Source organism: Pseudonocardia cypriaca (assembly GCF_006717045.1).
GTDB classification, from domain to species: domain Bacteria; phylum Actinomycetota; class Actinomycetes; order Mycobacteriales; family Pseudonocardiaceae; genus Pseudonocardia; species Pseudonocardia cypriaca.
Window position 1 is genome coordinate 465,790 of sequence record NZ_VFPH01000002.1, and the last position, 21,200, is coordinate 486,989.

The following is a 21,200-nucleotide window of genomic DNA, read 5'->3' on the forward strand; positions in this document are numbered from 1 at the left end:
CGGAACCTCACGCCCGGCCCTCCCGCTCCATGCCGTCGAGCCAGCTCAACGCGTCCTCGGCCCAGTGGATCTCGGTGCGGGCCCGGGCGATGTTGCCCTGCATCGCCAGCACCTTGAGCCCGGTGATCATCGGGTGGGCGCTGGCCGGCCGCGAGGCCAACCGCTTCACCAGCCGGGGGAAGACGCCCTGGTGCAGCTCCCGCAGCTGCTGGGAGTAGACCGCCAGCAGGTCCTCGTGGTGCTTCCGGTGGTCCTCCAGGTGCCGCCGGACCACGTCGATCGGGGCGCTGTCGAGGAACACCAGCTTGAGGCGCTCGACGTCGCGCATCGGCGCGTACTCCGTGGGCTGCTCGAGCCAGGACCGCAGCTCGGCCGCACCGGCCTCGGTGAGCCGGTAGGTCCGCTTCTGCTTGCCCGGGTTCCCCGTCGACGTCGTGCTCTGCACCAGGCCCTGCTCCTCGAGCCGCCGCAGCTCGGGGTAGATCTGGCTGTGCGAGGCGTACCAGAACCAGCCCAGCGACTCGCCGAACTCGCGGGCCAGGTCGAACCCCGACGCGGGTTCGGTGCTGAGGAACCCGAGCAGCGCGTGCTTCAGCGACATCGCTCAACCGACCGCGGCCGGCGCGCGGAGCCCGAGCATCTCCCGGGCCTCGGCCGGGCTGGCCGGCTCGAGGTTCAGCTCGCGCAGGATCCGGACCATCCGCTCCACCAGCTCGAGGTTGGTCGCCGGCCGGCCGCGCGCGTAGTAGATGTTGTCCTCCAGCCCGACCCGCGCCTGCCCGCCGAGGATCACGCTGTGTACCGAGGCCGGCAGCTGCGCCGGGCCGATGCCGCTGACGCAGAACACCGAGTTCTCCGGCAGGTCCTCCACGAACCGCTGCAGGTTCTTCGGCGTGTACGGGGTGGCACCGGACATCAGCTTGTGCGTGCCGAGCACGATGTTGATGTAGTACGGCGGCTCGTCGTAGCCCAGAGCGATGAGCTCGTTGACCCACACCAGGTCCGAGAGCGACATCAGCTCCCACTCCGGCTTGATGCCGCGGTCCTTCATCGCCTGCGCCAGCTCCAGGCACCGGCTCCACGAGGTGTCCATCAGCAGCTCGAGGTCGTCCCCGTTGTCGAGCACGCGGTGCATGCACTGCACGTGCGGGTCGAAGGTGCACATCTCGGCCCCCGCGAGGGTGCCCTTGATGCGCTGGTCGAACGCGATCTCCCGGCGGCCGTCCGCGAGCTCGGCGATCATGTCGCCGCTGATCCCACCGCCGGTGCTGTTGTTGATGATGATGTCGGACCGGGAACGGATCAGCTCGTTGATCCGCCCGTAGATCTCCGGATCGCAGGTGGCCCCGTCGTCCGGGCGGCGGGCGTGCACGGCGACGATGCTCGCGCCCGCCTCCCAGCACCGCACCACGTCGTCCGCGATCTCCCGCGGCTGGGTTGGCAGGTGGGGTGTGACCGACTTGTCGGCCATCCCACCGGTCGGCGCGATCGTCAGGATCACTTTCCGGTCAGCCACAGGACCCTCCGTTGGGTGCGATCTCTCGGCTACGTGACCGGGGACGCTAGGGACGAGCCACCCTAAATGTCAAGGTTGACATATAGGACGCCCGCTCCGCTGAACGAACGGCGGGATGATCAGCAGGAGCTCGTGCGAGGGCAATCGCGAACCACCTCGCCATGGTTGCTGATCATGGGGTTGCACGAAGTGCGCCACAACTGCCGCTGAACCAGAAGGAATGTCACTCTTGACGTTCGATGCCGGCCGCCGCTTGGAGATCGCCCGGTACGTCACGACGGTCGGGCCCGGCCTGACCGTCGAGCGCCTGGTCCCGCGGCCTGAAGGGACCGAGTCGCTCCTCCGCTACGGCCGCCGACCGTTCGCCTCCTGCCGGCCGTGACCGCTTCCGACGGGCGCGGTGAAGGTCCGGCGGTACGAGCCCGGCGACAGTCCGATCGTGGCGTGGAGGTGCTTGCGGAGCAGCGTCGCACTGCCGAACCCGGTGACGGTGGCGATCTGGTCGACGGTCAGATCGGAAGTCTCGAGCAAGCGGCGCGCCGCGTCGACCCGTCGCTGGATCAGCCACTGCGCCGGGGTCTCGCCGACCTCGGCCCGGAAACGGCGGGAGAAGGTCCGCACGCTCATGTTCGCGTGCCGCGCGAGGTCGGCGAGACCGATCGGCTCGTCGAGGTGGGCCAGCGCCCAGGTCCGGGTGGCCGCGGTCGACGACTCGGGGTCGATCGGCAGCGGGTGGTCGATGAACTGGGCCTGGCCGCCGTCCCGCCAGGGGGCGACGACGCATCGCCGTGCCGCACCGTTGGCCACCTCGGCCCCGTGGTCGCGCCGGACCAGGTGCAGGCACAGATCGATCCCCGCGGCACCGCCGGCCGAGGTGAGCACCTGGCCGTTGTCGACGAACAGCACGTCGGGATCGACCCGTACCTGCGGGAAGAGGTCCGCAAAGGCTCGGCACAGGGCCCAGTGGGTCGTCGCGGACCGGCCGTCGAGCAGGCCCGCTGCAGCGAGCACGAACGCCGAGGTGCAGAGGCTGACGATGCGACCGGACGGTGGGACGAGCGCGAGCGCCGCGGTGAGCTCGTCGGGAAGGGCACCGGTGGCCAGCAACTCGGGCGTCGGTTCCTGCGTCGCGATCACGACCGTGTCCGCCCGTGCGAGCAGGCGCTCGTCGTGCTCCACCACGACGACGAAGTCCTGGCTGGTGCGCACCGGTCGCCCACCGAGCGAGCACGTGGACACGCTGTAAAGGTTCCGGCCGTGCCGATCGAGGGCCTCCCGGAAGACCCGGGCCGGGATACCCAGGTCGAACGGGATCACCCCGTCGAGAGCCAGAACGGCGACGCGATGGGGCATGGCCAGAATGTTACGCACGATGTCTTTCTAGCCACTGCCCTGCGTTCTCGAGTCGGACCAGGCTGGACGCATGCCCGAACAGATCAACACCATGCGTGCGGTCGTCCAGCACCGCCTCGGTGGTGGCGAGGTGCTCGCCGTCGAGACGCTCCCGCGGCCCGTGCCACTGCCCACCGAGGTTCTCGTCCGCGTCCACGCCGCCGGGGTGAACCCCGTCGACTGGAAGACGCGGCAAGGACACGGGATGGCCGGTGTCCTCGGCGAACCGCCCTTCGTCCTCGGCTGGGACGTGGCGGGCGTGGTCGAGGAGGTCGGTTTCGGTGTCACGACCCTGGCCGTGGGAGACCGGGTCTTCGGCATGCCGTGGTTCCCGCGCGCAGCAGGTGGCTACGCCGAGTACGTCACCGCGCCGGCGCGCCAGTTCACCCACTCACCGACCTCGCTGAGCGATGCGCAGGCCGCGGCGGTGCCGCTGGCGGCGCTCACGGCATGGCAGATCCTCGTCGACACCTTGCACGTGCAGCCGGGACAGCGGGTCCTGATCACGGCGGCGGCCGGGGGTGTCGGCCACTTCGCGGTCCAGTTCGCCCGTCATCTCGGCGCGCACGTGGTGGCGACCGCGAGCACCGCGAACCACGAGTGGCTGCGCGAGCTCGGCGCGAACGAGGTCGTGGACTACCACGAAGCCGGGTACGAATCGCTGATCGAGGACGTCGACAGCGTCGTCGACCTGGTCGGCGGGGGCGAGGACCTGCGGCTGGTCGCCACCCTGCGCGAGGGCGGGTCGATCGTCGCCGTGCCCGGCGGGGTGTCCGAGGCGCTCGCCGCAGCGGTCGAGACCATCGGCGGCCGCGCGTCCGCGTTCCTCGTCGAGCCCGACGGCGCCGCGCTCGCGCGCATCGCCGAACTGATCGACGCCGGCGACGTCCGGGTCGAGGTCGCACGCACCTTCCCCCTCGAACAGGCCGCCGCCGCGCACGCCCTCGGCGAGACGAACCGCACGCGCGGCAAGATCGTCCTGGCCGTCGGCTCCTGAGGAGACCACATGTTCTACGAGATCCGCCGCTACCAGACCCGCCCCGGACGCCGGGACGACTGGGTCCGCTACATGGAAGGCACCGTCATCCCGTTCCAGCAGGCCAAGGGGATGACCGTGATCGCCTCGTTCATCGACGAAGAGGACGAGGACGGCTACGTCTGGATCCGCCGGTTCGACGACGAGGACGACCGCGTGACGCGCTACGCCGCCGTCTACGAGGACCCCGAGTGGCGCGAGCGCATCGGCCCGGCGGTCCGCGAGCTGCTGCTCATGGATCGCATGGTCGTCACCCGGGTGCAGCCGACGCCCGCGTCGGCGATGCAGTGAGCCCCGTTACGTCCAGGAGGAGACCGGCATGACCGGCAGCGGCAACGCCGACCAGGACCGCCGGGCCGCCGAGAAGGCCCTCAGCTCCCTCGGGTTCGACCTTCCCGACTGATTCCGCACCGCGCCGGACCCTCGCAGTCCACCGGCGTCAACCACCCAGCCGGTCTCGCCACGCCACCCAGGCGCGGACCGTGGACAGGTCGAAGTCGGGTCCGTGCACCTCCATCGTGAACGTGGTGACGCCCTGCTCCAGCAGCGCGGAGCCGTTCACATCGGGGTCGCCGCTCACGCCTGCCGACAGCTCGATCTCACCTGGATCGCGACCGAGCTCGGCGCAGTGCTCGGCGAGCACCTGCTTCTTGCGCGTGAACTCCGAGCCGGACGAGAACCAGTGCCAGATGTCGGCGTGCCTGGCCACCAGGCGCAACGTCTTCTGCTCGCCGCCACCTCCGATCAGGATCGGCACCTTGTGGGCGGGCGGCGGGTTCAGCTTGGCGAATCGCTGCTCGATCCGGGGCAGCGCATCGGCCAGTCGCTGCACCCGGCTGCCGGGCGTGCCGAACTCGTAGCCGTACTCGACGAAATCTGTTTCCATCGCACCCGCGCCGATGCCGAGGATCAGCCTGCCGCCGCTGATGTGGTCGACGGTGCGGGCCATGTCTGCGACGAGGTCCGGGTTGCGGAAGCTGATGGCCGTCACCAGCGGACCCAACTGCACGCGCGAGGTCTGCTCGGCCCAGGCGGCCAGCATGGTCCAGCATTCGAAGTGCTTGCCGTGCGCGTCGCCCGAAATGGGCAGGAAGTGGTCCCAGTTGAAGATCATGTCCACGCCGATGTCCTCGACCTGGGCAACGACACGTCGGAGGGCTGAGTAGTCGACGTGCTGAGGAGCGATCTGGACACCGATCCGAACCGGGCGGGAGCGTGGGGTTGGCATGATCGGCACTCTAGGCTCGTCGTCACGAGCGTCGGAGTGGCTGTTTGCGTCGTGCGACGTCAGGGGCGGAGCGCCACCAGGAGATCGACCACGTAGGTCTCCTCCACCTCCTGACGAGGGAAGACCCTGCCCGTCCGCTCACGCTCCTCGACGAAGAACGCCTGACGGTCGGCCTCGTCGAGGACCAGGAACGCCGAGCGGCTGCCGATGTTGGCCAGATGCACGTCCAAGCTGACGGTGCGACTCCAGCGCACCTGACGGCGCGCCACCCGCAGACCCGTCAGCCCCGCCAGCCGGATGGCATCGCTGTCCGAAGGGCTCCCGGCAGGCCTTGGCCTTCCCCGCAGTGGTGCGCAATGCGTTCGTGCTGCTCGCGGATCCACGGCACGTCGAAAGGTGGGTAAGAAGGCCTGCTCGCTGCGTACTGAGCCGCGGCGACGTCGAAGGAGTGAGCGCGAGAGCTGACGTTCACACCTCACATCATCGTCTCTCCGAGCAGGTCCGAGCGGCCATGCGGTTGGGGCGCCTGGCCGTAACGGTCCTACCCCGTGGGCCCGAGCCTGCTGACGCATGACACCTCGGGTCCTTGGTGGCACGTCACCTCGAGACGATCAAGGCGCGGCCCTGGCACGGAATGTGCAGATGAAGGGTCGTCACGGTGATGCTCACCCAGCGGAGGCCGACATGCCGGCACCGGGCACGGTTGCGATGGGTTGGTCGATGGCCGCGCAGCCCGGCCAGCGGTTGGAGCACCGGATCGGGCCGGCGCAGCTGCTGCTGAGCGAATTGCTCGCGCTGCCGGCGGCCGGCCTCGAAGAGCGGATGACCGTCGAGCTCGACGCGAACGCCGCCCTCGAGCTGGCCCCGGCACCGATGTGCGCGAGATGTGGTCGCCCCGCCTGGGGCGCCGACTGTCCGTTCTGCAGCCGGTCGTCGTTGCAACGGCGCCGTGAGCGAGTCGATCTGCCCGATCCGGTCGATCGCGTCGCGGCCCCGACAACCTCGCGCGAGTCGCTCCTCGCCGATGCAGCACATGGCCTGCGCCCGGCCGAACAACTCGTCGCCGCGCACCTGCTCGCCGAGGTCGACGACCTCGGGCTGCTCGCCGAGCCGGTGTCGGTCGTGGCGGCCAGGCTCGGCGTGCCCGTCGGCGCGCTGCAGCGGGTGATCGACGTCCTGCGCGCCTCCGGGTCGCCGGGAATCTGCGCTCCCGGGCTGGCCGAGCGCCTGCGGCTGCAGGTGTCCGCGCTGGCTGAGGTCGGCGTCGTCCCGCACGAGGTCTTCGCCCTCGTCGAACATGGGCTCGGCCACCTCGTCGACGGGTCGGCCGAGGACGTGGCCACGGTGTGTGGTCTGGGTCCGGACGAGGTGTGTTCGGCTCTCGGCTGGATCCGCGCACGTGTCGAGGCCGACCTGTTCGTCCGCGATGACGCCGCGGCATCGGGCGTCGTCGACATCGTGGTGCGGTGGGAGGAGGACCGGCTCGTCCTCGACGTGGCACCGGGGCCGTGGTCCGGGCTGCGGGTCGCCGAGTCCTATCGCGCGGCCACCGGTGATCCACGCGTCGACGAGGACATCGCGCGGGCCCGGAGGTTCATCGACGGCATCTCCCGCCGGGCGAGCACGATGCTGCGGGTCGCCCAGGTGGTCCTCGCCCGCCAGTCGCGCCGGATCGTGGAAGGACCCCGGGCTCATCTACCGCTGCTGCGTCGCGACGTCGCGGAAGAGATCGGCGTCCACGAATCGACGGTGAGCCGCGCGGTGGCCGGGAAGCACCTCCTGCTTCCCTCCGGCGAGACGGTCGCGTTCGGCGCGCTGTTCGGCGCGGCCCGCGGCGTGCAGCACTGCCTCTGCGATCTGGTCGCCTGCGAGACGGTGCCGCAATCCGACGTGGAGCTGATGAACGCGCTCGCGGAACGGGGGCACCGGATCGCCCGGCGGACGGTCGCGAAGTACCGGGCCGTCCTCGGGATCCCCCCGCAGCGCCTGCGCTGATCCGCGCAGGGAGAAACCGCGTTCGCCGCGCACCGAACGGCGGTTCGCCTCCTGTGGAGCTCACCGCCGGAAACACCGGGAAGCGCAGCTGTCCCACAAGGCGGCGGGCGCGGCACGGAACTTGCAGCAGCTGGGTGAGAACCCATCCCACCGGGGCGAAGGAGGCCGCTGTGCACGATCTGGATCGAGCCATGTTCGAGTCCGAGAGATCGGACGGTGAGACCGCGGAAGCCGAACAGCAGGAGTTCCTCGAGACCCTCGGCGAGCTCGTGCACTCCGAAGGGGGCCAGGCGCCGGACTGGGGCCGGGCCGAGTTCGAGACGGGATGCGGGACCGGGATACCGGGTGGTCGCGCAGCCCGGGAGATCGCCATGGCGTCCGAGTTGCTCGAGGTGCAGACCGAGGCCGAACTGGACCGGTTCCTCGGCGGCGTGCTGCGTCGGGCGGCGGGCGCCGCTGGCGACCTCGCCGCTTCGGGCGCAAGCCGCGCACTCCGCGGCGTCCTCAAGAACGCCGCCGGCCGTGCCCTCCCCACCATCGGCCGCGCAGTGGGTGCGCGGATCGGGTTCGGCGACATCGGCGAACGGGTCGGCGCGTCGGCGGGCTCGCTCCTCGGACTCGAGCTCGAGGGACTGTCCGGCGAGGACCGCGAGTTCGAGGTGGCCCGCGCGTTCGTCCGGTTCGCCGACGCCGCGGCCAACGAAGCGGCTGCGGCGCCGAGCAACCTGGCGCCGGCCGACGTCGCGAATGCGGCGGTGACCAACGCGGCCCAGCAGCACATGCCCGGGCTGCTGACGTCGCAATCGGACGACATCACGCGGCCGCCGGCGTCCGGCGGCCGGTGGGCCCGACAGGGCAAAACGATCATCATCTACGGCGCCCCGCGCCCCGAACGAGGAGAACCGCGATGAGCCGCTACGAAACCCAGGAGTGGGAGTCGCTCGAGTTCGAGGGCGGCGAGCTGGAGTCGGAGGAACGCGAGGGCGAATGGGAGTCCCAGGAGTGGGAGTCCGAATCAGAGGAGATGGAGTTGGCCAACGAGCTCCTGGAGGTGACGAGCGAGCAGGAGTTGGAGCAGTTCCTCGGCAAGCTGTTCCGCAAGGCCGCCAAAACCGTCGGCGGCGCCATCAAGTCGCCGGTGGGCCGAGCGCTCGGTGATGCCCTGAAGGGCGTCGTCAAGACGGCACTGCCGATCGCGGGTGGCGCGGTGGGCACCTTCCTCGCGCCCGGCGTGGGCACCGCGATCGGCTCCCAGCTCGGCTCCATGGCGGGGAAGATGTTCGAGCTGGAGCTCGAGGGGATGGACGAGCAGGAAGCCGAGTACGAGGTGGCCCGCCGCGTCGTCCGGCTCGCCAGCACGGCCGCCCGGCAAGCCGCGCGCGCCCCCCGCTCGGCGCCACCACGGGCCGTCGCCAAGGCGGCGCTCACCTCCGCGGCCAGGCGGCACGCTCCCGGCCTCATGCCTTCCGGCGCGGGCGGTCGGAAGGGGCAGCGCCGCCCACCCGGCCGGCGGCGGCAGCGGCAGCGGCGGGGTCAGCAGGCGTACGGCGCCCCCTCGTACGGCGGGTACGGCTTCGACGGATCGGACGACGACGGCCGGCCGACCGATCAGGACACCGACGGCGACGACGGCGGCTACTTCGGCAGCGGCGGCGGGGCCGGCGGTGACTCCGATGGGCGCGAAGCATCCGGACGGTGGTCATGGGAGGACGGCAAGATCGTCGTCCACCTGAAGTCCTGAACGCCGGCGCCATGACACCCACCCCCGCGGCCGTGTTCCTCGACCACGAGGCACGCGCCCTGCTCACCCGGCTGGACCGGGTGCAGCCGTTCGTGGTGCACGAGACCATGGTCACGGCGGCCGCGCCGACCCCCGCTGCCCTGTCCGCCGTCGACCGGTTCCTGATCGACGGTCGCCAGGTGCTCCGGCAGCAGGTGACGGGATACCGGGAGTGGCTCACCGGGCCGGGGGCCGAGGTCGCACCGAGCGAGCAGCAGAGGCGGTTCACCGTCATCCGGCTGGCGTTCAACGAGGTGCTGGCGCAGTTCGACCTGTTCACCGAGGCCGTCACCCAACGCAGCGAGCACCGCACCGGCGTCTGGCTGTCGGGGCTCGACATGCTCGCGGCCGACGGGCTGCGGCTGCCGGGAGGCTTCGTCGTGGCGCCACCGGTCATCTGCTACCTCGCGCGTGGTCCCGGCGCGGCCATTCGCCGGGCCCGGACCCGCCTGCCGGGCGGGGCGCCGAACCCGGTTGCGTTGATCCGGGTGCCGCGGGAACGCATGGTGGGCCACGGCATCGCCTCGTCGTTGCTGCACGAGGTGGGTCATCAAGGGTCGGCGTTGCTGTCGCTGGTGGAGTCGCTGCGCCCGGCGTTGTCAGCCGAGCAGGATCGTGCCGCACCGCAGGACCGGCCCGCGTGGGCGTGCTGGCAGCGGTGGATCTCCGAGATCCTCGCGGACGTCTGGTCGGTGGCCAAGCTGGGGATCGGATCGACTCTCGGGCTCGTCGGGGTCGTCAGCCTGCCGCGGTGGTTCGTGTTCCGTCCCAGCGGCGACGACCCGCACCCGATCCCGTGGATCCGGGTCCGGCTGAGCTGCGCCATCGGCAACGCGCTCTACCCGGCCTCCCAGTGGGGGGAGCTCGCGACCTTGTGGGCCGCCCTGTACCCGCCGCAGGGGGCACCCGAGGCGATGCGCGGGCCACTCGCCCGGCTGGAGGCCCAGATCCCCGGGCTCGTAGACGTCGTGTTGGAGCACCGGCCACCGTTGTTGTGCGGGGAGCGGCTCGGCGACGTGCTGTGCCTGCCGAACCGGCGACGAACCGCGCTGCTGGCGCGCCATGCGTCATGGCGCGACTCCCCCGCCGAGCTCCTGCAGGCCCCACCGGCGCTGGCCTTCGCAGTCGTCGGCCAGGCCCGGTTCGCCGGGCTGATCACACCCGAGCGGGAGAGCGAAGTGCTCGGCGACCTGCTCACCGCCTGGGCGGTCCGCAGCAGTCTCGACACCTCGCTGCTGTGCGGCCGCAGTGCCGTCGCCCCCGCCACCGCCTGAGTCGACAAAGGAGACAGAGCCATGTCCTTCACCATCAGCGGAATACCGAAGCAGCCCGTTCAGGCCGGCGCGATCGTCCGCCTCGAGGCAACCCTCACCGGCCTCACGGGACCGGAGCTGGAGAGTGCGAACACGATCACCTGGAACGTCGTCGGACCGTTCTCCACGGACCGGGAGGCGGTCGAAGGCGGGTGGCAGTTCGACCTCGACACGGCAGGCCGCAGGTCAGGGGCCTACACCGTGTACGCCGTTCGGGCCCCGAAGGGGGGCGTCATCGAGGGCGGAGCCGGGGATGCGGTGCCGGCGGGGACCCCCGCCGGGGCGAGCAGCATGCCCGTCGCGGTCCGGACCAACACCCCTGAGTTCGAGCAGCGCATCGACGTGGCGGCCGATGGCACCCGGAGCAACGACTTCAACGTGACCGTGCTCGCGGCCGGCTCCGTCAGCCCGGAGGGCATCCTCCCGGTGAGCCTGCAGCGCACCCAGGTGGCCGGCACGCCCGATCAGGTGTTGTGGACCTTGATCCGCAACCGGACGAACGCCATCTCGTTCCGCCGCTACCGGGAGTTCATCGACGGTGTGATGTGCCGAGGCCTCGACGTGCGGCACCCGGCGGGCACCGGCAAGGCGCTCAACTTCAGCGGCACGCAGGCGTACGAGGTGCTGAAGCAGGCCACCGACACGTTCCTCATGCAGGAGTGCGGGGTCGTGGACCCCGACGCAGGCGATGCGTGCGTCAGCCCGGTCGGTTTTCTCGACCCGGACCTGATGGAGGACGAGCTGACGGACGCGGCGACCGCGGGCGCATTCCTCGAACAGGAGGCCCGTCGCTACGGACGGCCGGGAACCCCGGTCACCGTTGACCAGCTCCGCGAGCTGCGGGAGGTCTACTACGAGGACCTGGCGCAGGAGAACCACGTCACCCTGCCCTACCTCAAGATCATCAGCGATCGGTTGAGCGACATCCCGCTCAAGAGCCCGACCGACGTCAACGGGAACTGCTACGGAATCCTGCGTTCGAAGCTGACCGGCCCGCTGGCGATCGAGCTCTTCTGGTCCTACTGGCACGAGGAGGGAATGCTCGCGCAGAGCCTCAACGCCATCCTCGGCCGGTTCCAGAACCGGCGGCTCCGCGACAACGGACCCGATCCCCTCGCGCGATTCGACCTGGACCCGCTCCGCCCGCTGAACAACCTGTTCTGGGGTTGGGCCGAGGACGAGTTCCACCGGTTGACGGTGCGCCGCCGGGCATTCGAGTACGACCACGAGTACGGGCTGACCCTTCTCGGCCGTGCCGTCAACGAGCGGCGCACCGTCGACACCAGGTCGAACTTCATCCAGTCGTTCCACACGCTGCTCAACCTCTGCTACGGGTTCTTCAAGGAGGACGACGACACCACCGTCATCGCTGACGGGTTCCCCCTGCTGAACGCGCTGCGCGAGACGCACCTGATCCTCGCCGAGGGCGCGCACAACCAGTTCGGAGACCTACCCTCCACAGCCCGATCCGAGATGCTGATCATGCAGTGGCTGCTGGCGCGACCCGAGATGAGGGAGTTCCTCGGCGGGCGGGTGATGGTTCCCTACGAAGAGCCGTGGATGGACCGCGTCGACACGATGAAGCAGATCCAGGGCTGGACCGACGTGAGCGTCACGCACTTCCGGGACATGGGCGTGTTCGGCGAACAGCTGGTGCTGTCGATGCGCTACGGCAACTGGAGCGTCGTCAACGACCCGCAGCAGGCGGCGAACTGGGCGCGCTACTGGCGGCCGGAGATCCAGCGCTACACCCACGCCTACCGCGCCGCTACCGGGGTGGACCTCAACCAGGAGGTCGACGCGACCTCGCCGGCCCACCTGCTCCGGCGCAGGCTCAGATCCCGCCGGCCGGCGCGGCGCTGAACGGCCATGTGCAGCGATGGCGGACTTCACCTCGTCGCTGTATCTCGGGATGCGCCACGCCAGCGCGGAGCTGCCGCCCTGGTCCGCGCTCACCACCGGGCGGCCGAGCGCGCTCGGGCGCCCGATCGTGGCCGAAGCGGTCGCCACCCTGCTGGCGGGCCTGCAGGGAGCGGACCGAGCGATGCTCGTGCGCTCGACCCTGCACGCGTTCTCGGACTGCCTCGACGTGCTCGCCGGTACCGGATCGGCGCTGGTGGTCGATGCGGCGCTGTATCCGGTAGCGCGGTGGGCCGTGCAACGGGCGGCGGGCCTCGGTGTCCCGGTGGCGTCGGTCGCCCACCACGATCTCGGCGGCCTGAGGCGCGTGCTCGATGGCCTTCGGCGGCGCGGGCTTCGCCCCGTGGTGGTGGCCGACGGCATATGCGGCGGGTGTGCGCGGCCGTATCCGCTCGAGGAGGCAGCGCGACGGACCCGGGCGCACGGCGGAGTCCTGGTCATCGACGACACCCAGGCACTCGGCCTCTTCGGGGGGTCGGGCGGTGGTCCGTTCGGCCACGGAGGCGGCGGGTCCGTTCGACGGGCCGGCATCACGTTCCACGACATCGTCGCCGTCGCGTCGCTGGCCAAGGCCTTCGGCGCTCCTGTGGCCTCCGTCGCCGGCCCGGCCGAGATCATTCGACGGGTCGAACGCCTCGGCGGCTCCAACCAACACTCCAGCCCACCGTCGATCGTCGACGTAGCTGCGGCAGCACGAGCGCTGGAGCGCAATGCCGCCGACGGTGATCGGCTCCGGTGCCGGCTCGCGATCCGGGTGCGACTCCTGCGTCGGCGTTGCGCCGAGCAGGGCCTGCACCTCGCCGGAGGCCTGTTCCCGGTGCAGGCCACCCCCGAGGTGGGCGTGGAGACCGGACTGAGGTTGCTGGACCGGCTGGCCAGCCACGATCTACGGGCGGTCCTGCGCCGGGACTGTGCAGGCGGCAGCGCTGTCGCCCTCGCCCTGACGGCGACACATCGCTGCGCGGATGTGGCGGCCGCAGCCGACATCCTCGCCGCCGCGTGGTTCGCGGATCGACCCAGAGGTGCGAAATGACCATCGTGGACTGCCACTGCCACGCCGGCACCGGCGATGGCCTCACCGGCCCCTGGGACACCAGCGCGCCGCTCCGCTCCTACCTTCGTCGAGCCGATGTCGCCGGCATCGACCGCACCGTCCTGTTCGCTCCGTTCCACTCGGACTACGCGGTGGCCAATCGGGAGGTCGCCCGGATCGTGGCGACCGACCCGCGGTTCCTGGGCTTCGCGTTCGTCCATCCCGAACGGGACCGCGGCCGGGTGGCCGCGATGGTCGGCGAAGCCGTGTCCGTACACGGCTTCTGCGGGATCAAGGCCCATCGCCACGACGGCCGGCTGACCCGTGAGGTGTGCGAGGTCGCCCTCCGGTACCGGCTCCCGCTGCTCTACGACGTGATGGGCGACATCGCACCGCTCGAGCTGTACGCCACCGAGTACCCGGGGGTGGCGTTCGTCGTCCCGCACCTGGGCAGCTTCGCCGACGACTGGCGCGCCCAGCGCGCGTTCCTCGACCTGCTCGCCCGGCATCCCAACGTGCACACCGACACCTCGGGGGTTCGACGGTTCGACCTGCTCGTCGAGGCGGTGCGCCGGGGTGGCGCCCGCAAGGTGCTGTTCGGCTCGGACGGGCCGTGGCTGCACCCGGGCGTCGAGCTCGCCAAGGTCCACGCGCTCGGGCTTCCTGATCACCAGGAACAGCTCGTCCTCGGCGGGAACCTGCTGCGCCTGGTCTCCCGGGTTCGCCGGTCAGGCCCCCGGCGTCCGGTACCGGACGACGGCACCGGGGAGCTACCCGCCGCCACCGACCCCTGGACAACACAAGCTCCGGCGTGAACCGCCGTCGACCCGAAGGAGAACGCGATCATGCGAAGCACCGTCGACACAGAGACAGCCAACACAGAGACGGTCGACACCGAGTTCGAGCAGTTCCTCGGCGATCTGTGGGGCCGGTTCACCGACACCGGCTCCGCGGATGCCACGATCGTGGACCGCACCTCGCTGACGCCCAAGAACCTGCGGAAGGGCACGCGGAAGAAGGTCTACGCCCTCGTCCTCCACCAGATGGCGTTCAACCGGGGCAACGACCGGGGCAGGTACGACACCGTCCCCGCGCATTTCGCCATCCTCCAGGACGGGACGATCCTGCAGTTGCACCCGGAAGCTGCACTCCTCTGGACCTCCAACGGCTTCAACGCCGGCAGCGTCGGGGTGGAGTTCGCGGGGAACTTCCCCAACACGAAGGGCCGGTGCTGGAACTCGAAGGAACACGGCTGCCACCAGGTGACGCCCGAGCAGATCGCCGCCGGCCGCCGCCTCGTGCGGTACCTGATCAAGAAGATCGGCCTGACCCACATCCTCACCCACCGGCAAGCCCACCACGACCGGGAGAACGACCCGGGGCCCGACATCTGGGCCGGGGTCGGCCAGTGGGCGGTGGACCAACTCGGACTGAACGACGGCGGCCCCGGATTCAAGATCGACAGCGGCAACCCGATCCCGGACGAATGGCGGACGTGGAAGGTCACCGCGAAGAGCAAGGAATCGGAGGTCACCTACGCGCCGGGGCGCGGCTCCTACGCCCCGTCCGGCACCGAGGACGCGACGGTGCGCGCGGCGATCCGGGGCGGCGTGACGAGCGAGAACGCGCTGACCGACCTGGTGTTCTTCCGGCGCTACCCCGGCCGGGCCGGCCGGCCCATCTCGCGGGGCGAGCCGGGCTACGCACAGCTCAGCCAGGAATGGCTCCGCATCCGCGACACGTTGGTGCGACCCATTCTGCGCGGCGCACCGTCGGCCCCCTCCCCTGGACCGATCCCCGCACCGGCTCCGGGTGTCGGTGTCACACCGGGGACGCCGGACGTGGTCACGGTGCGCGGGATCACCGTCGCGAGGAAGATCGCGTCGCAGGTCCAAGCGCTGCTCGCCGCGGCCGAGGCGGACGGTGTCCGGCTCGGCGGCAGCGGCTTCCGCTCCCCCACCCGCCAGATCGAGCTGCGGAAGCAGAACTGCGGCACCAGCCAGTACGACATCTACGAGAAGAGCGCGTCGCTGTGCGACCCGCCCACCGCACGCCCCGGTACCTCGATGCACGAGCAGGGTCTCGCACTCGACCTCCAGCACAACGGCGCAAAGATCAACTCTCACCAGAACCCGGGGTACCAATGGCTGGCGGCCAACGCGGCGCGCTACGGGATGTTCAATCTGCCCAGCGAGCCGTGGCACTGGTCGGTGAACGGGAAGTAGACCTCTCTGCCCACCCCATCGCGGAGGTGTCGTCCCGCGCGAGCGCACGGCGCTGCTCCAGCATTCGTCGGGTCACACCGAGCTGCCGCGCGGCGACCATCAGGTCACCGCCCGCCGACTCGACGGCCAGCCGCACCGCCGCCTCGCCAGCAGCGTTGCGGATGTCGCGGTAGCCACAGCCGTCCCGCAACGCGGCCGCCACCACCTGGTCCACCAGCGGCGCCCCGACCGCGCTCTCGACTGCGCTCTCTACTGGGGCTAGACCCGCGGCCGGCCGTTCCTCGTCCGGTACGTCGCCCGGCGTCACCGGCCCGGCGCCGACATGCCGCACGGCAATTCGTAGCGCGAGCTGCCGCAGGTCGCGCACGTTACCCGGGTAGTCGCGGCGCTCGATGAACTCGGCGACCGCGGGGTGCAGCTCCAGATCCGAACCAACGGCCTCGGCCAGGAAATGCGTGAACAGCGGCAACACATCACCGGGCCGCTCGCGCAGCGGTGGGAGCCGGACGACGTTCGCCGCGAGCCGATGGAAAAGATCGAGGCGGAACCGCCCGGCCGACAGCTCCGCGGCCAGATCGCGGTTCGTCGCACACACCAACCGGAACCGGGTGGTCCGCCATCGGTCCGAGCCCACCCGCTTGTACGTGCCTTCCTGGACCACACGCAGCAGCTCGGCCTGCATCACCAAGGGCAGCTCGCCGACCTCGTCGAGGAACAACGTTCCCCGATCGGCGGCAGCGAACGCCCCTTCGCGCGCGCTCATCGCGCCGGTGAATGCGCCCCGCTCGTGACCGAAGAGCTCGCTGCCCGACAGCGTCGGGACGATGGTCGTGCAGTCCACGACGATCAGATCGCCCTTGTCACGGCGTGGGTCGAGGTGGTGGAACAGTCGGGCCGCGAGCTCCTTGCCGGTGCCGCTCTCGCCGACGAGCAAGAGCGACGACGTCGCGAAGTAGGCGATCTCGACGGCCCGCCGTAGCGCGGCCAGCCATGCGCTGCTCCGGCCGACGAGCTGTTGACGCACGAACGGCGCGGCGACGGTCTCGTCGATCTGGCTCCACCGCTCCAGGCGGGACCGCACCGCAGCACCCGGCTGGTCCTCGGGCCGCCACGACATGATGTCCGAGGCTCCGTGGGACAGCAGTTCCCAGGTCAGTCCGTGGGACGGCGGGCACGGCCCGACGACGACGAGGACCCGACAAGCGTTCCGGGCGAGTTGAGCCACCGTCTTCGGCGAGTTCTCGTCGGGCACCGCGCACACGAAGAGGGTGGGCGCCTCGGGGGGCGCGCCGCCGGAGATGTCGGCGACGATGACACCACGCCGGGACAGGTCCTGCGCAACACACCCGGCCAGAAGGGCGTCGCCCGGACCGCCGGCGTGCACGGCGCACGTCAGCTCTGCGTCGCCCACAGGCACGCCCCCCTATGACAGTTCCAGGGGAGCGACGGCCAGCGTAGTGGTCGCCTGAAACGCACGGGTCGTACGAACGGCCCCTCTTGCGTTCGCCGCCGCGGGGGCGTAGACCGGTGCACGACGCGGGAGGCCGTGCAGTCGGTGCGCGTCGGCAAGGATTTCCAGATGCGCGCGACCAGCCGCGTCGCCACGGAGAGGGCCCGGACCGGCCCCCGTGCCCGACGCAGGCAGGAACGGGGCGCCTCGTCCCGAGGCCGGCGCATCCCTCCGGCTCGTTCCTCCCTCACATTGGACCGTTCTCATGTCCGAACTACCCCAACCGGTGGCCGCCGCTCTCGGCGAGATCGAGGCCGACCTCGCCACAGTCACCCCCGCCGCCGACGCCGCGCGCCTCGTCCTCGGGCACCAGGTAGCCACCTATCTGCAAGGACGGCTCGACGACGACCCGATCGCCCTCGCCCTCCTGTCCCGACCGGCGATCTTCGCGTGGTGCCTGGAGCGCGCGGTCCAGGAGACCGAGGCCCCGCCACCGGAGCTGAGCTCGAGGTCGGTGCGCAAAGCCGAACCCCTGCTCGGCGGCAGCGGAGCCGCCGTGCCGGCCGAGGAAGCCACGACGCCGAGCACATCGACCACCCAGGACCCGCCGAGCAAGTCGCGCGACGGGGGCAAGAAATGACCCGGCCCGGCCGCTACCCGTCACCTCGACAGGTTGCCACTCGCGTCCTCGCCATCGTCGAGGCCCAGCTTCGGCCCAGGTTCGTCGCCGCGCTCGCACGTCGCACGTCGGCGCATTACAACCTCGACGCCACGGAGGAGGAGACCGCGGCCGTGACGCGCGAGCTGCCCCGCGCGGTCGCCGGGCGGGCTCCCGAGGATCTCGACCTCGTGGTCGCCGAGATCGTCGCCGATCAGCGGTCACGGACCGCGGCCGACCGGGAGCACCAGAGCATCCTCGCCCGGTTCGGCGCGCGGGCGCGACCGGGCGCCGTGGCTGCCGGTGCCCCACCGGGGGCCGCCACCTCCGGCGGCACAGCGCAGCCACCGCGCCCGACGGCGCCACCCGCGGTGTCGCTCAGCCGTGGCGCACCGTCCGGCGTCGACACCGGTCGAGCGTCCTGGCGGTCCGGCCGGTGCAGCGATCCGTGCGCCGCCGCCGGCGTCGACCTCGACATCCCCGAGGTCGGCGATGTCGACGAACTCAGCAACGACGAGGACGTCACGGCCGCCGCCGTGCTCGCCGTCGTCTACCAGTACGGCGACCGGATCGGGTTCTTCCGCGCGATCGACCGCGCCGTCCAGCAGCTGGACAGCGACCAGCTGTGCGTCGAGGACCACGACCTCCTGAATGCCCTCAGCTGCTGGGCGGAGATCGACTACCGAGTCACCGCGCCGGAGCGCGCCCGCCTGGTCGCGAAGGTCCTCGGGCTCAGCGATCCGCACCTACCTGAGGGCATCGTGCCCGACCCGGGGATCCAGGTTCTGCTGAACGACCTGCTCGACGCGATCAACGCCAACTGCGACCCCGGTGTTTTCCGCGATGAGCCGACCTCGTTCGATCGAAGCGCATTGCATCGGGCGTCCCGAGCCGTACGGGCCCGGATCTCGTCGTCCATGACGACGTTCTCCATATTGAAGATCAAACAGCTGCAGGTCCAGTTCGAGCGGGCCCAGTACATCCTGGCCGGGCTGGCCCCCTACGTGCGCGGGCGATGCCGGGCGACGCAGTACACCGACGCGGTCGCCGCCCCTGAATGGATCGCCGTCAGCGCACTACTCGGAGACCGGCTGCCGGACGGAACCGAGCTGGTGTCCGCGGCCACCACGGCCGACGCCTGGCGGGTCGTCTTCGAGCACCTGGCCGACGACCGGCTGGTCGACGAGGTGGAGGAGGACGACGAGATCTGCCAGGCTGCAGCCCTGCTCCGCCCGACGAAGGTGTCGTGCTCCGGATCGCGCGGCAGGGGGAAGGTCGACAACGCCGACGCCTGTCGCTGAGCGGTCCCACCCAGCTCAGATCAACCCGAGCGCCCTCGCCCGCCGGACCGCGTCCTGCCGGGTGACCACGCCGAGCTTCCGGTAGAGGACCTTCGTGTAGCCCTTGACCGTGTTGATCGACAGGTACAGGGCGGCGCCGATCTCCCGCTGGGTCGCATCGCTGGTCAGCGCGCGCAGCACGGCCTGTTCGCGGTCGGTCAGCTCCTCGATCAGGACACCGGTGCGGCGGGCGACCTGCACCGCGCTGCGCCCGGCCCGCCGCTCCACGTCCTCGAGCAGCCGGACGAAGTGCGGCAGCACGGGCTCGGTATCGACGATCTCGCGGGCCTCCAGCAGCGCCGTTCTGGCGGCGGCGCCGTCGCGATCGTCGAGCTCCACACCTGCCAGCGCGATCAACGCCGCCACCAGCGCCGGGGTCTCGCCGAACGGGCGGGCGAGCTCGGCGGCGCGCCGGAGCTTGGTGCGGGCGGTGCCGAGGTCGCCGTCCCGGTGGGCGAGTCGACCCTCGGCAGTCCGCAACCGGACGATCCCCGGTGCCGTCGCACTGCCCCACCGGTCCTCGGCCGCCTGCACCGCGGGCCCCACGTCCGCGAGCAGGCGGCGGAGCCGGTGGACCTGCCCGGTCTCGGAGAGCGCAGCGGCGAGGATGCTGGCCGCCTGCAGGCCCAGCAGCGGCGGTAGGTCGAGCGCCCTGGCGCGAGACCACGCATCCTCGAGGAAAGGGATCGCCTCGTCGGTCCGCCCGGCGAAGCCGAGCATCGCGCCGAGGACCGTCCGCGCAACGGCGTAGCCCGCCACCGCGGGGTCGGACTCCAGCTCGACGGCCAGAGTTGCCGCCGCAAGTGCCGCCTCGGCGTCGGCTCCGACCACGCCGACCTCGACCGCGCGCAGCGTTGCCCACGCCCCGCGCAGCGTGTGCCAGCCGTCCAGCTCGATGCTGTCGTCGCCGATCAGCGGCTCGCTCGCCTCGAGCCATGGACCCATGCGCGAGAACTGTCCGCTCAGTCCCGCCGCCCATGCCAGGGACACGCACAGCCTCGGGTCGTGCAACACCCGCGCCGAAGGCAGCCGCCGGCCCAGGTGGAGGTACGCGGACAGGGCGCCTCGCTCGAGGAACACGGGCACCGTCGAGCACAGGAGCTCCGCCGCGCCGTCCTCGTCGCCCGCGCTGATGCGGAGCCCGACCGCCTCGACGACGTAGTCGCGGGCCAGGAACCAATCGGCGGCGCGGACGAGCACGCGGGCTGCCTCCGTCGGGTCGCTCGCCTCCAACCGGCGCAGCAAGGCGTCTCGGAAGAGACGGTGGCACCGGTACCACTCGCCTCGCGAGTCGAGGGGCACCACGAACAGGTCGGCGCGTGCGAGGTCGTCCAGGATCGCGGCCGAGCCGTCCCGGCCGAGCACCTCGTCGCACAGCGCCCCCGACAGCCGTTCGAGGACGGACGTCCGCACCAGCAGGTCGCGATGCTCGGCCGGTAGGTCGCGGATGACCTCGTCGGAGAGGTAGTCGAGGATGTGCCGGTCGTCGCCCTGGAGCGCTGCCGCTGCGGCCGCGGGGTGGGGCGAACCCCGGATCGTCAGGGCGGCGAGCTGCAATCCGGCAGCCCAGCCCTCGGTGCGCTCGCACAGCATGGTCGTGGTCACCGCATCGAAGTCGGTGTCACCGACGGCGGTCAGCAGCGCGGTCCCCTCTTCCACCGTGAAGCGGAGATCCACGGCCCTCAGCTCGGTGAGCTCACCCCGCGCTCGGAGCCTGGCCAGCGGCAGCTGCGGGTCCGAGCGACCGGCGATCACCACGCGCAGCGCCGCGGGCAGGTAGGTGAGGAGGAACTCCATGCCCTCGTGGATGCCCTGATGGCCGAGCAGGTGGTAGTCGTCGAGAACCAGGACGTGCTCGGTGTCGAGCGCGGAGAGTTCGTTGAGCAGCGCCGGCAACGCGAGGTCGACCGGGTCGAGCCCGGGGGCGAGCAGGCTCGCCAGCGGCGCACCGGTCAGCCCGGCGACGTCGCGGTGCAGCGCCGTCAGGACGTAGGTCCAGAACCGGACCGGGTCGTCGTCACCCTCGTCCAGCGACACCCAGGTGACGCCGCGCGGCATCGCCGGGTCCCGTCCCCACTGTGACAACAGCGTCGTCTTGCCCCAGCCCGCCGGCGCCACGACGATCGTGAGGCGGGCATCCAGCCCGGCGTGCAGGACGGCGTGCAGCCGCGGTCGCGGCACTGCTGCGGGGCGAACCGGCGGGATCGCCTGCTTCACCGCGATCAGCGGTACCTCACGACGAGTCGGCATGCTCGGGCCCCCGGCCGGCCTTCCACTGTGGCCCACAAGTGTGGCAGGTGCGCGATGCCCGGTA

Annotated in this window: 19 protein-coding genes; 12 read left to right on the top strand and 7 right to left on the bottom strand. The window is 71.1% G+C overall.

Features of this window, described 5'->3' with window-relative positions:
• Window positions 1–7: 7 nt before the first annotated feature.
• The 3 genes from FB388_RS19835 to FB388_RS19845 all read right to left on the bottom strand — a co-directional run bounded on the left by FB388_RS19835 (window position 8) and on the right by FB388_RS19845 (window position 2,869).
• Complete coding sequence (locus FB388_RS19835) at window positions 8–601, bottom strand: PadR family transcriptional regulator (protein ID WP_142103690.1); 594 nt, start codon at window positions 599–601, stop codon at window positions 8–10.
• 3 nt (window positions 602–604) lie between these two features.
• A complete protein-coding gene (locus FB388_RS19840) occupies window positions 605–1,516 on the bottom strand; it encodes a beta-keto acid cleavage family enzyme (RefSeq protein ID WP_142103691.1) in 912 nt (303 codons plus the stop codon).
• 345 nt (window positions 1,517–1,861) lie between these two features.
• The gene (locus tag FB388_RS19845; protein WP_142103692.1) at window positions 1,862–2,869 is read right to left on the bottom strand and encodes a GlxA family transcriptional regulator; all 1,008 of its coding nucleotides are present in this window, start codon (window positions 2,867–2,869) and stop codon (window positions 1,862–1,864) included.
• 91 nt (window positions 2,870–2,960) lie between these two features.
• Between FB388_RS19845 and FB388_RS19850 the strand changes: the two genes are divergently transcribed.
• Window positions 2,961–3,905, top strand: a complete 945-nt coding sequence (locus tag FB388_RS19850; protein WP_142106132.1) for an NADP-dependent oxidoreductase — start codon at window positions 2,961–2,963, stop codon at window positions 3,903–3,905.
• 9 nt (window positions 3,906–3,914) lie between these two features.
• On the top strand, window positions 3,915–4,235 hold the full coding sequence (locus tag FB388_RS19855; protein ID WP_142103693.1) for an NIPSNAP family protein: 321 nt from the start codon (window positions 3,915–3,917) through the stop codon (window positions 4,233–4,235).
• Window positions 4,236–4,383: 148 nt separating this feature from the next.
• On the opposite strand, the gene FB388_RS19860 is transcribed toward FB388_RS19855, so the two are convergent.
• Both FB388_RS19860 and FB388_RS39995 read right to left on the bottom strand, forming a co-directional pair.
• Entirely contained in the window at window positions 4,384–5,172 is a 789-nt protein-coding gene (locus tag FB388_RS19860; protein ID WP_142103694.1) for an LLM class F420-dependent oxidoreductase, read from the bottom strand.
• Between the two features lie 59 nt (window positions 5,173–5,231).
• Window positions 5,232–5,402 carry a hypothetical protein gene (locus FB388_RS39995; RefSeq protein ID WP_211362118.1) on the bottom strand — a complete coding sequence of 57 codons (171 nt, stop codon included), beginning with the start codon at window positions 5,400–5,402 and terminating at the stop codon, window positions 5,232–5,234.
• A 454-nt stretch (window positions 5,403–5,856) separates the two neighbouring features.
• Between FB388_RS39995 and FB388_RS19870 the strand changes: the two genes are divergently transcribed.
• The 8 genes from FB388_RS19870 to FB388_RS19905 are packed head-to-tail and all read left to right on the top strand — an operon-like array spanning window position 5,857 to window position 15,438.
• Window positions 5,857–7,167: an RNA polymerase factor sigma-54 gene (locus FB388_RS19870; RefSeq protein ID WP_170225740.1), complete on the top strand. Its 1,311-nt coding sequence runs from the start codon at window positions 5,857–5,859 to the stop codon at window positions 7,165–7,167.
• A gap of 53 nt (window positions 7,168–7,220) precedes the next feature.
• A complete protein-coding gene (locus tag FB388_RS19875; RefSeq protein ID WP_142103696.1) occupies window positions 7,221–8,078 on the top strand; it encodes a hypothetical protein in 858 nt (285 codons plus the stop codon).
• Entirely contained in the window at window positions 8,075–8,908 is an 834-nt protein-coding gene (locus FB388_RS19880) for a hypothetical protein (protein ID WP_142103697.1), read from the top strand. Before FB388_RS19875 ends, FB388_RS19880 begins: the two co-directional genes overlap by 4 nt.
• An 11-nt stretch (window positions 8,909–8,919) precedes the next feature.
• Window positions 8,920–10,221, top strand: a complete 1,302-nt coding sequence (locus FB388_RS19885) for a hypothetical protein (protein WP_142103698.1) — start codon at window positions 8,920–8,922, stop codon at window positions 10,219–10,221.
• 21 nt (window positions 10,222–10,242) lie between these two features.
• Window positions 10,243–12,123, top strand: a complete 1,881-nt coding sequence (locus tag FB388_RS19890) for a hypothetical protein (protein WP_142103699.1) — start codon at window positions 10,243–10,245, stop codon at window positions 12,121–12,123.
• 16 nt (window positions 12,124–12,139) lie between these two features.
• On the top strand, window positions 12,140–13,213 hold the full coding sequence (locus tag FB388_RS19895) for an aminotransferase class I/II-fold pyridoxal phosphate-dependent enzyme (RefSeq protein ID WP_142103700.1): 1,074 nt from the start codon (window positions 12,140–12,142) through the stop codon (window positions 13,211–13,213).
• Window positions 13,210–14,028, top strand: a complete 819-nt coding sequence (locus tag FB388_RS19900; protein ID WP_142103701.1) for an amidohydrolase family protein — start codon at window positions 13,210–13,212, stop codon at window positions 14,026–14,028. Before FB388_RS19895 ends, FB388_RS19900 begins: the two co-directional genes overlap by 4 nt.
• A 30-nt stretch (window positions 14,029–14,058) precedes the next feature.
• Window positions 14,059–15,438, top strand: a complete 1,380-nt coding sequence (locus FB388_RS19905; protein ID WP_142103702.1) for an N-acetylmuramoyl-L-alanine amidase — start codon at window positions 14,059–14,061, stop codon at window positions 15,436–15,438.
• Here FB388_RS19905 and FB388_RS19910 read toward each other — a convergent pair.
• Window positions 15,392–16,855 (bottom strand): sigma 54-interacting transcriptional regulator, encoded by a 1,464-nt coding sequence (locus tag FB388_RS19910; RefSeq protein ID WP_170225741.1) that lies wholly within the window; start codon window positions 16,853–16,855, stop codon window positions 15,392–15,394. The genes FB388_RS19905 and FB388_RS19910 overlap by 47 nt on opposite strands.
• A 298-nt stretch (window positions 16,856–17,153) precedes the next feature.
• On the opposite strand from FB388_RS19910, the gene FB388_RS19915 reads away from it, so the two are divergent.
• Window positions 17,154–17,528, top strand: a complete 375-nt coding sequence (locus FB388_RS19915; protein WP_142103704.1) for a hypothetical protein — start codon at window positions 17,154–17,156, stop codon at window positions 17,526–17,528.
• A complete protein-coding gene (locus FB388_RS19920; protein ID WP_142103705.1) occupies window positions 17,525–18,847 on the top strand; it encodes a hypothetical protein in 1,323 nt (440 codons plus the stop codon). The genes FB388_RS19915 and FB388_RS19920 overlap by 4 nt, the downstream gene beginning before the upstream one ends.
• A gap of 15 nt (window positions 18,848–18,862) precedes the next feature.
• Here FB388_RS19920 and FB388_RS19925 read toward each other — a convergent pair whose 3' ends face one another.
• Window positions 18,863–21,136 (bottom strand): winged helix-turn-helix domain-containing protein, encoded by a 2,274-nt coding sequence (locus tag FB388_RS19925; RefSeq protein WP_142103706.1) that lies wholly within the window; start codon window positions 21,134–21,136, stop codon window positions 18,863–18,865.
• Between the last annotated feature and the right edge of the window lie 64 nt (window positions 21,137–21,200).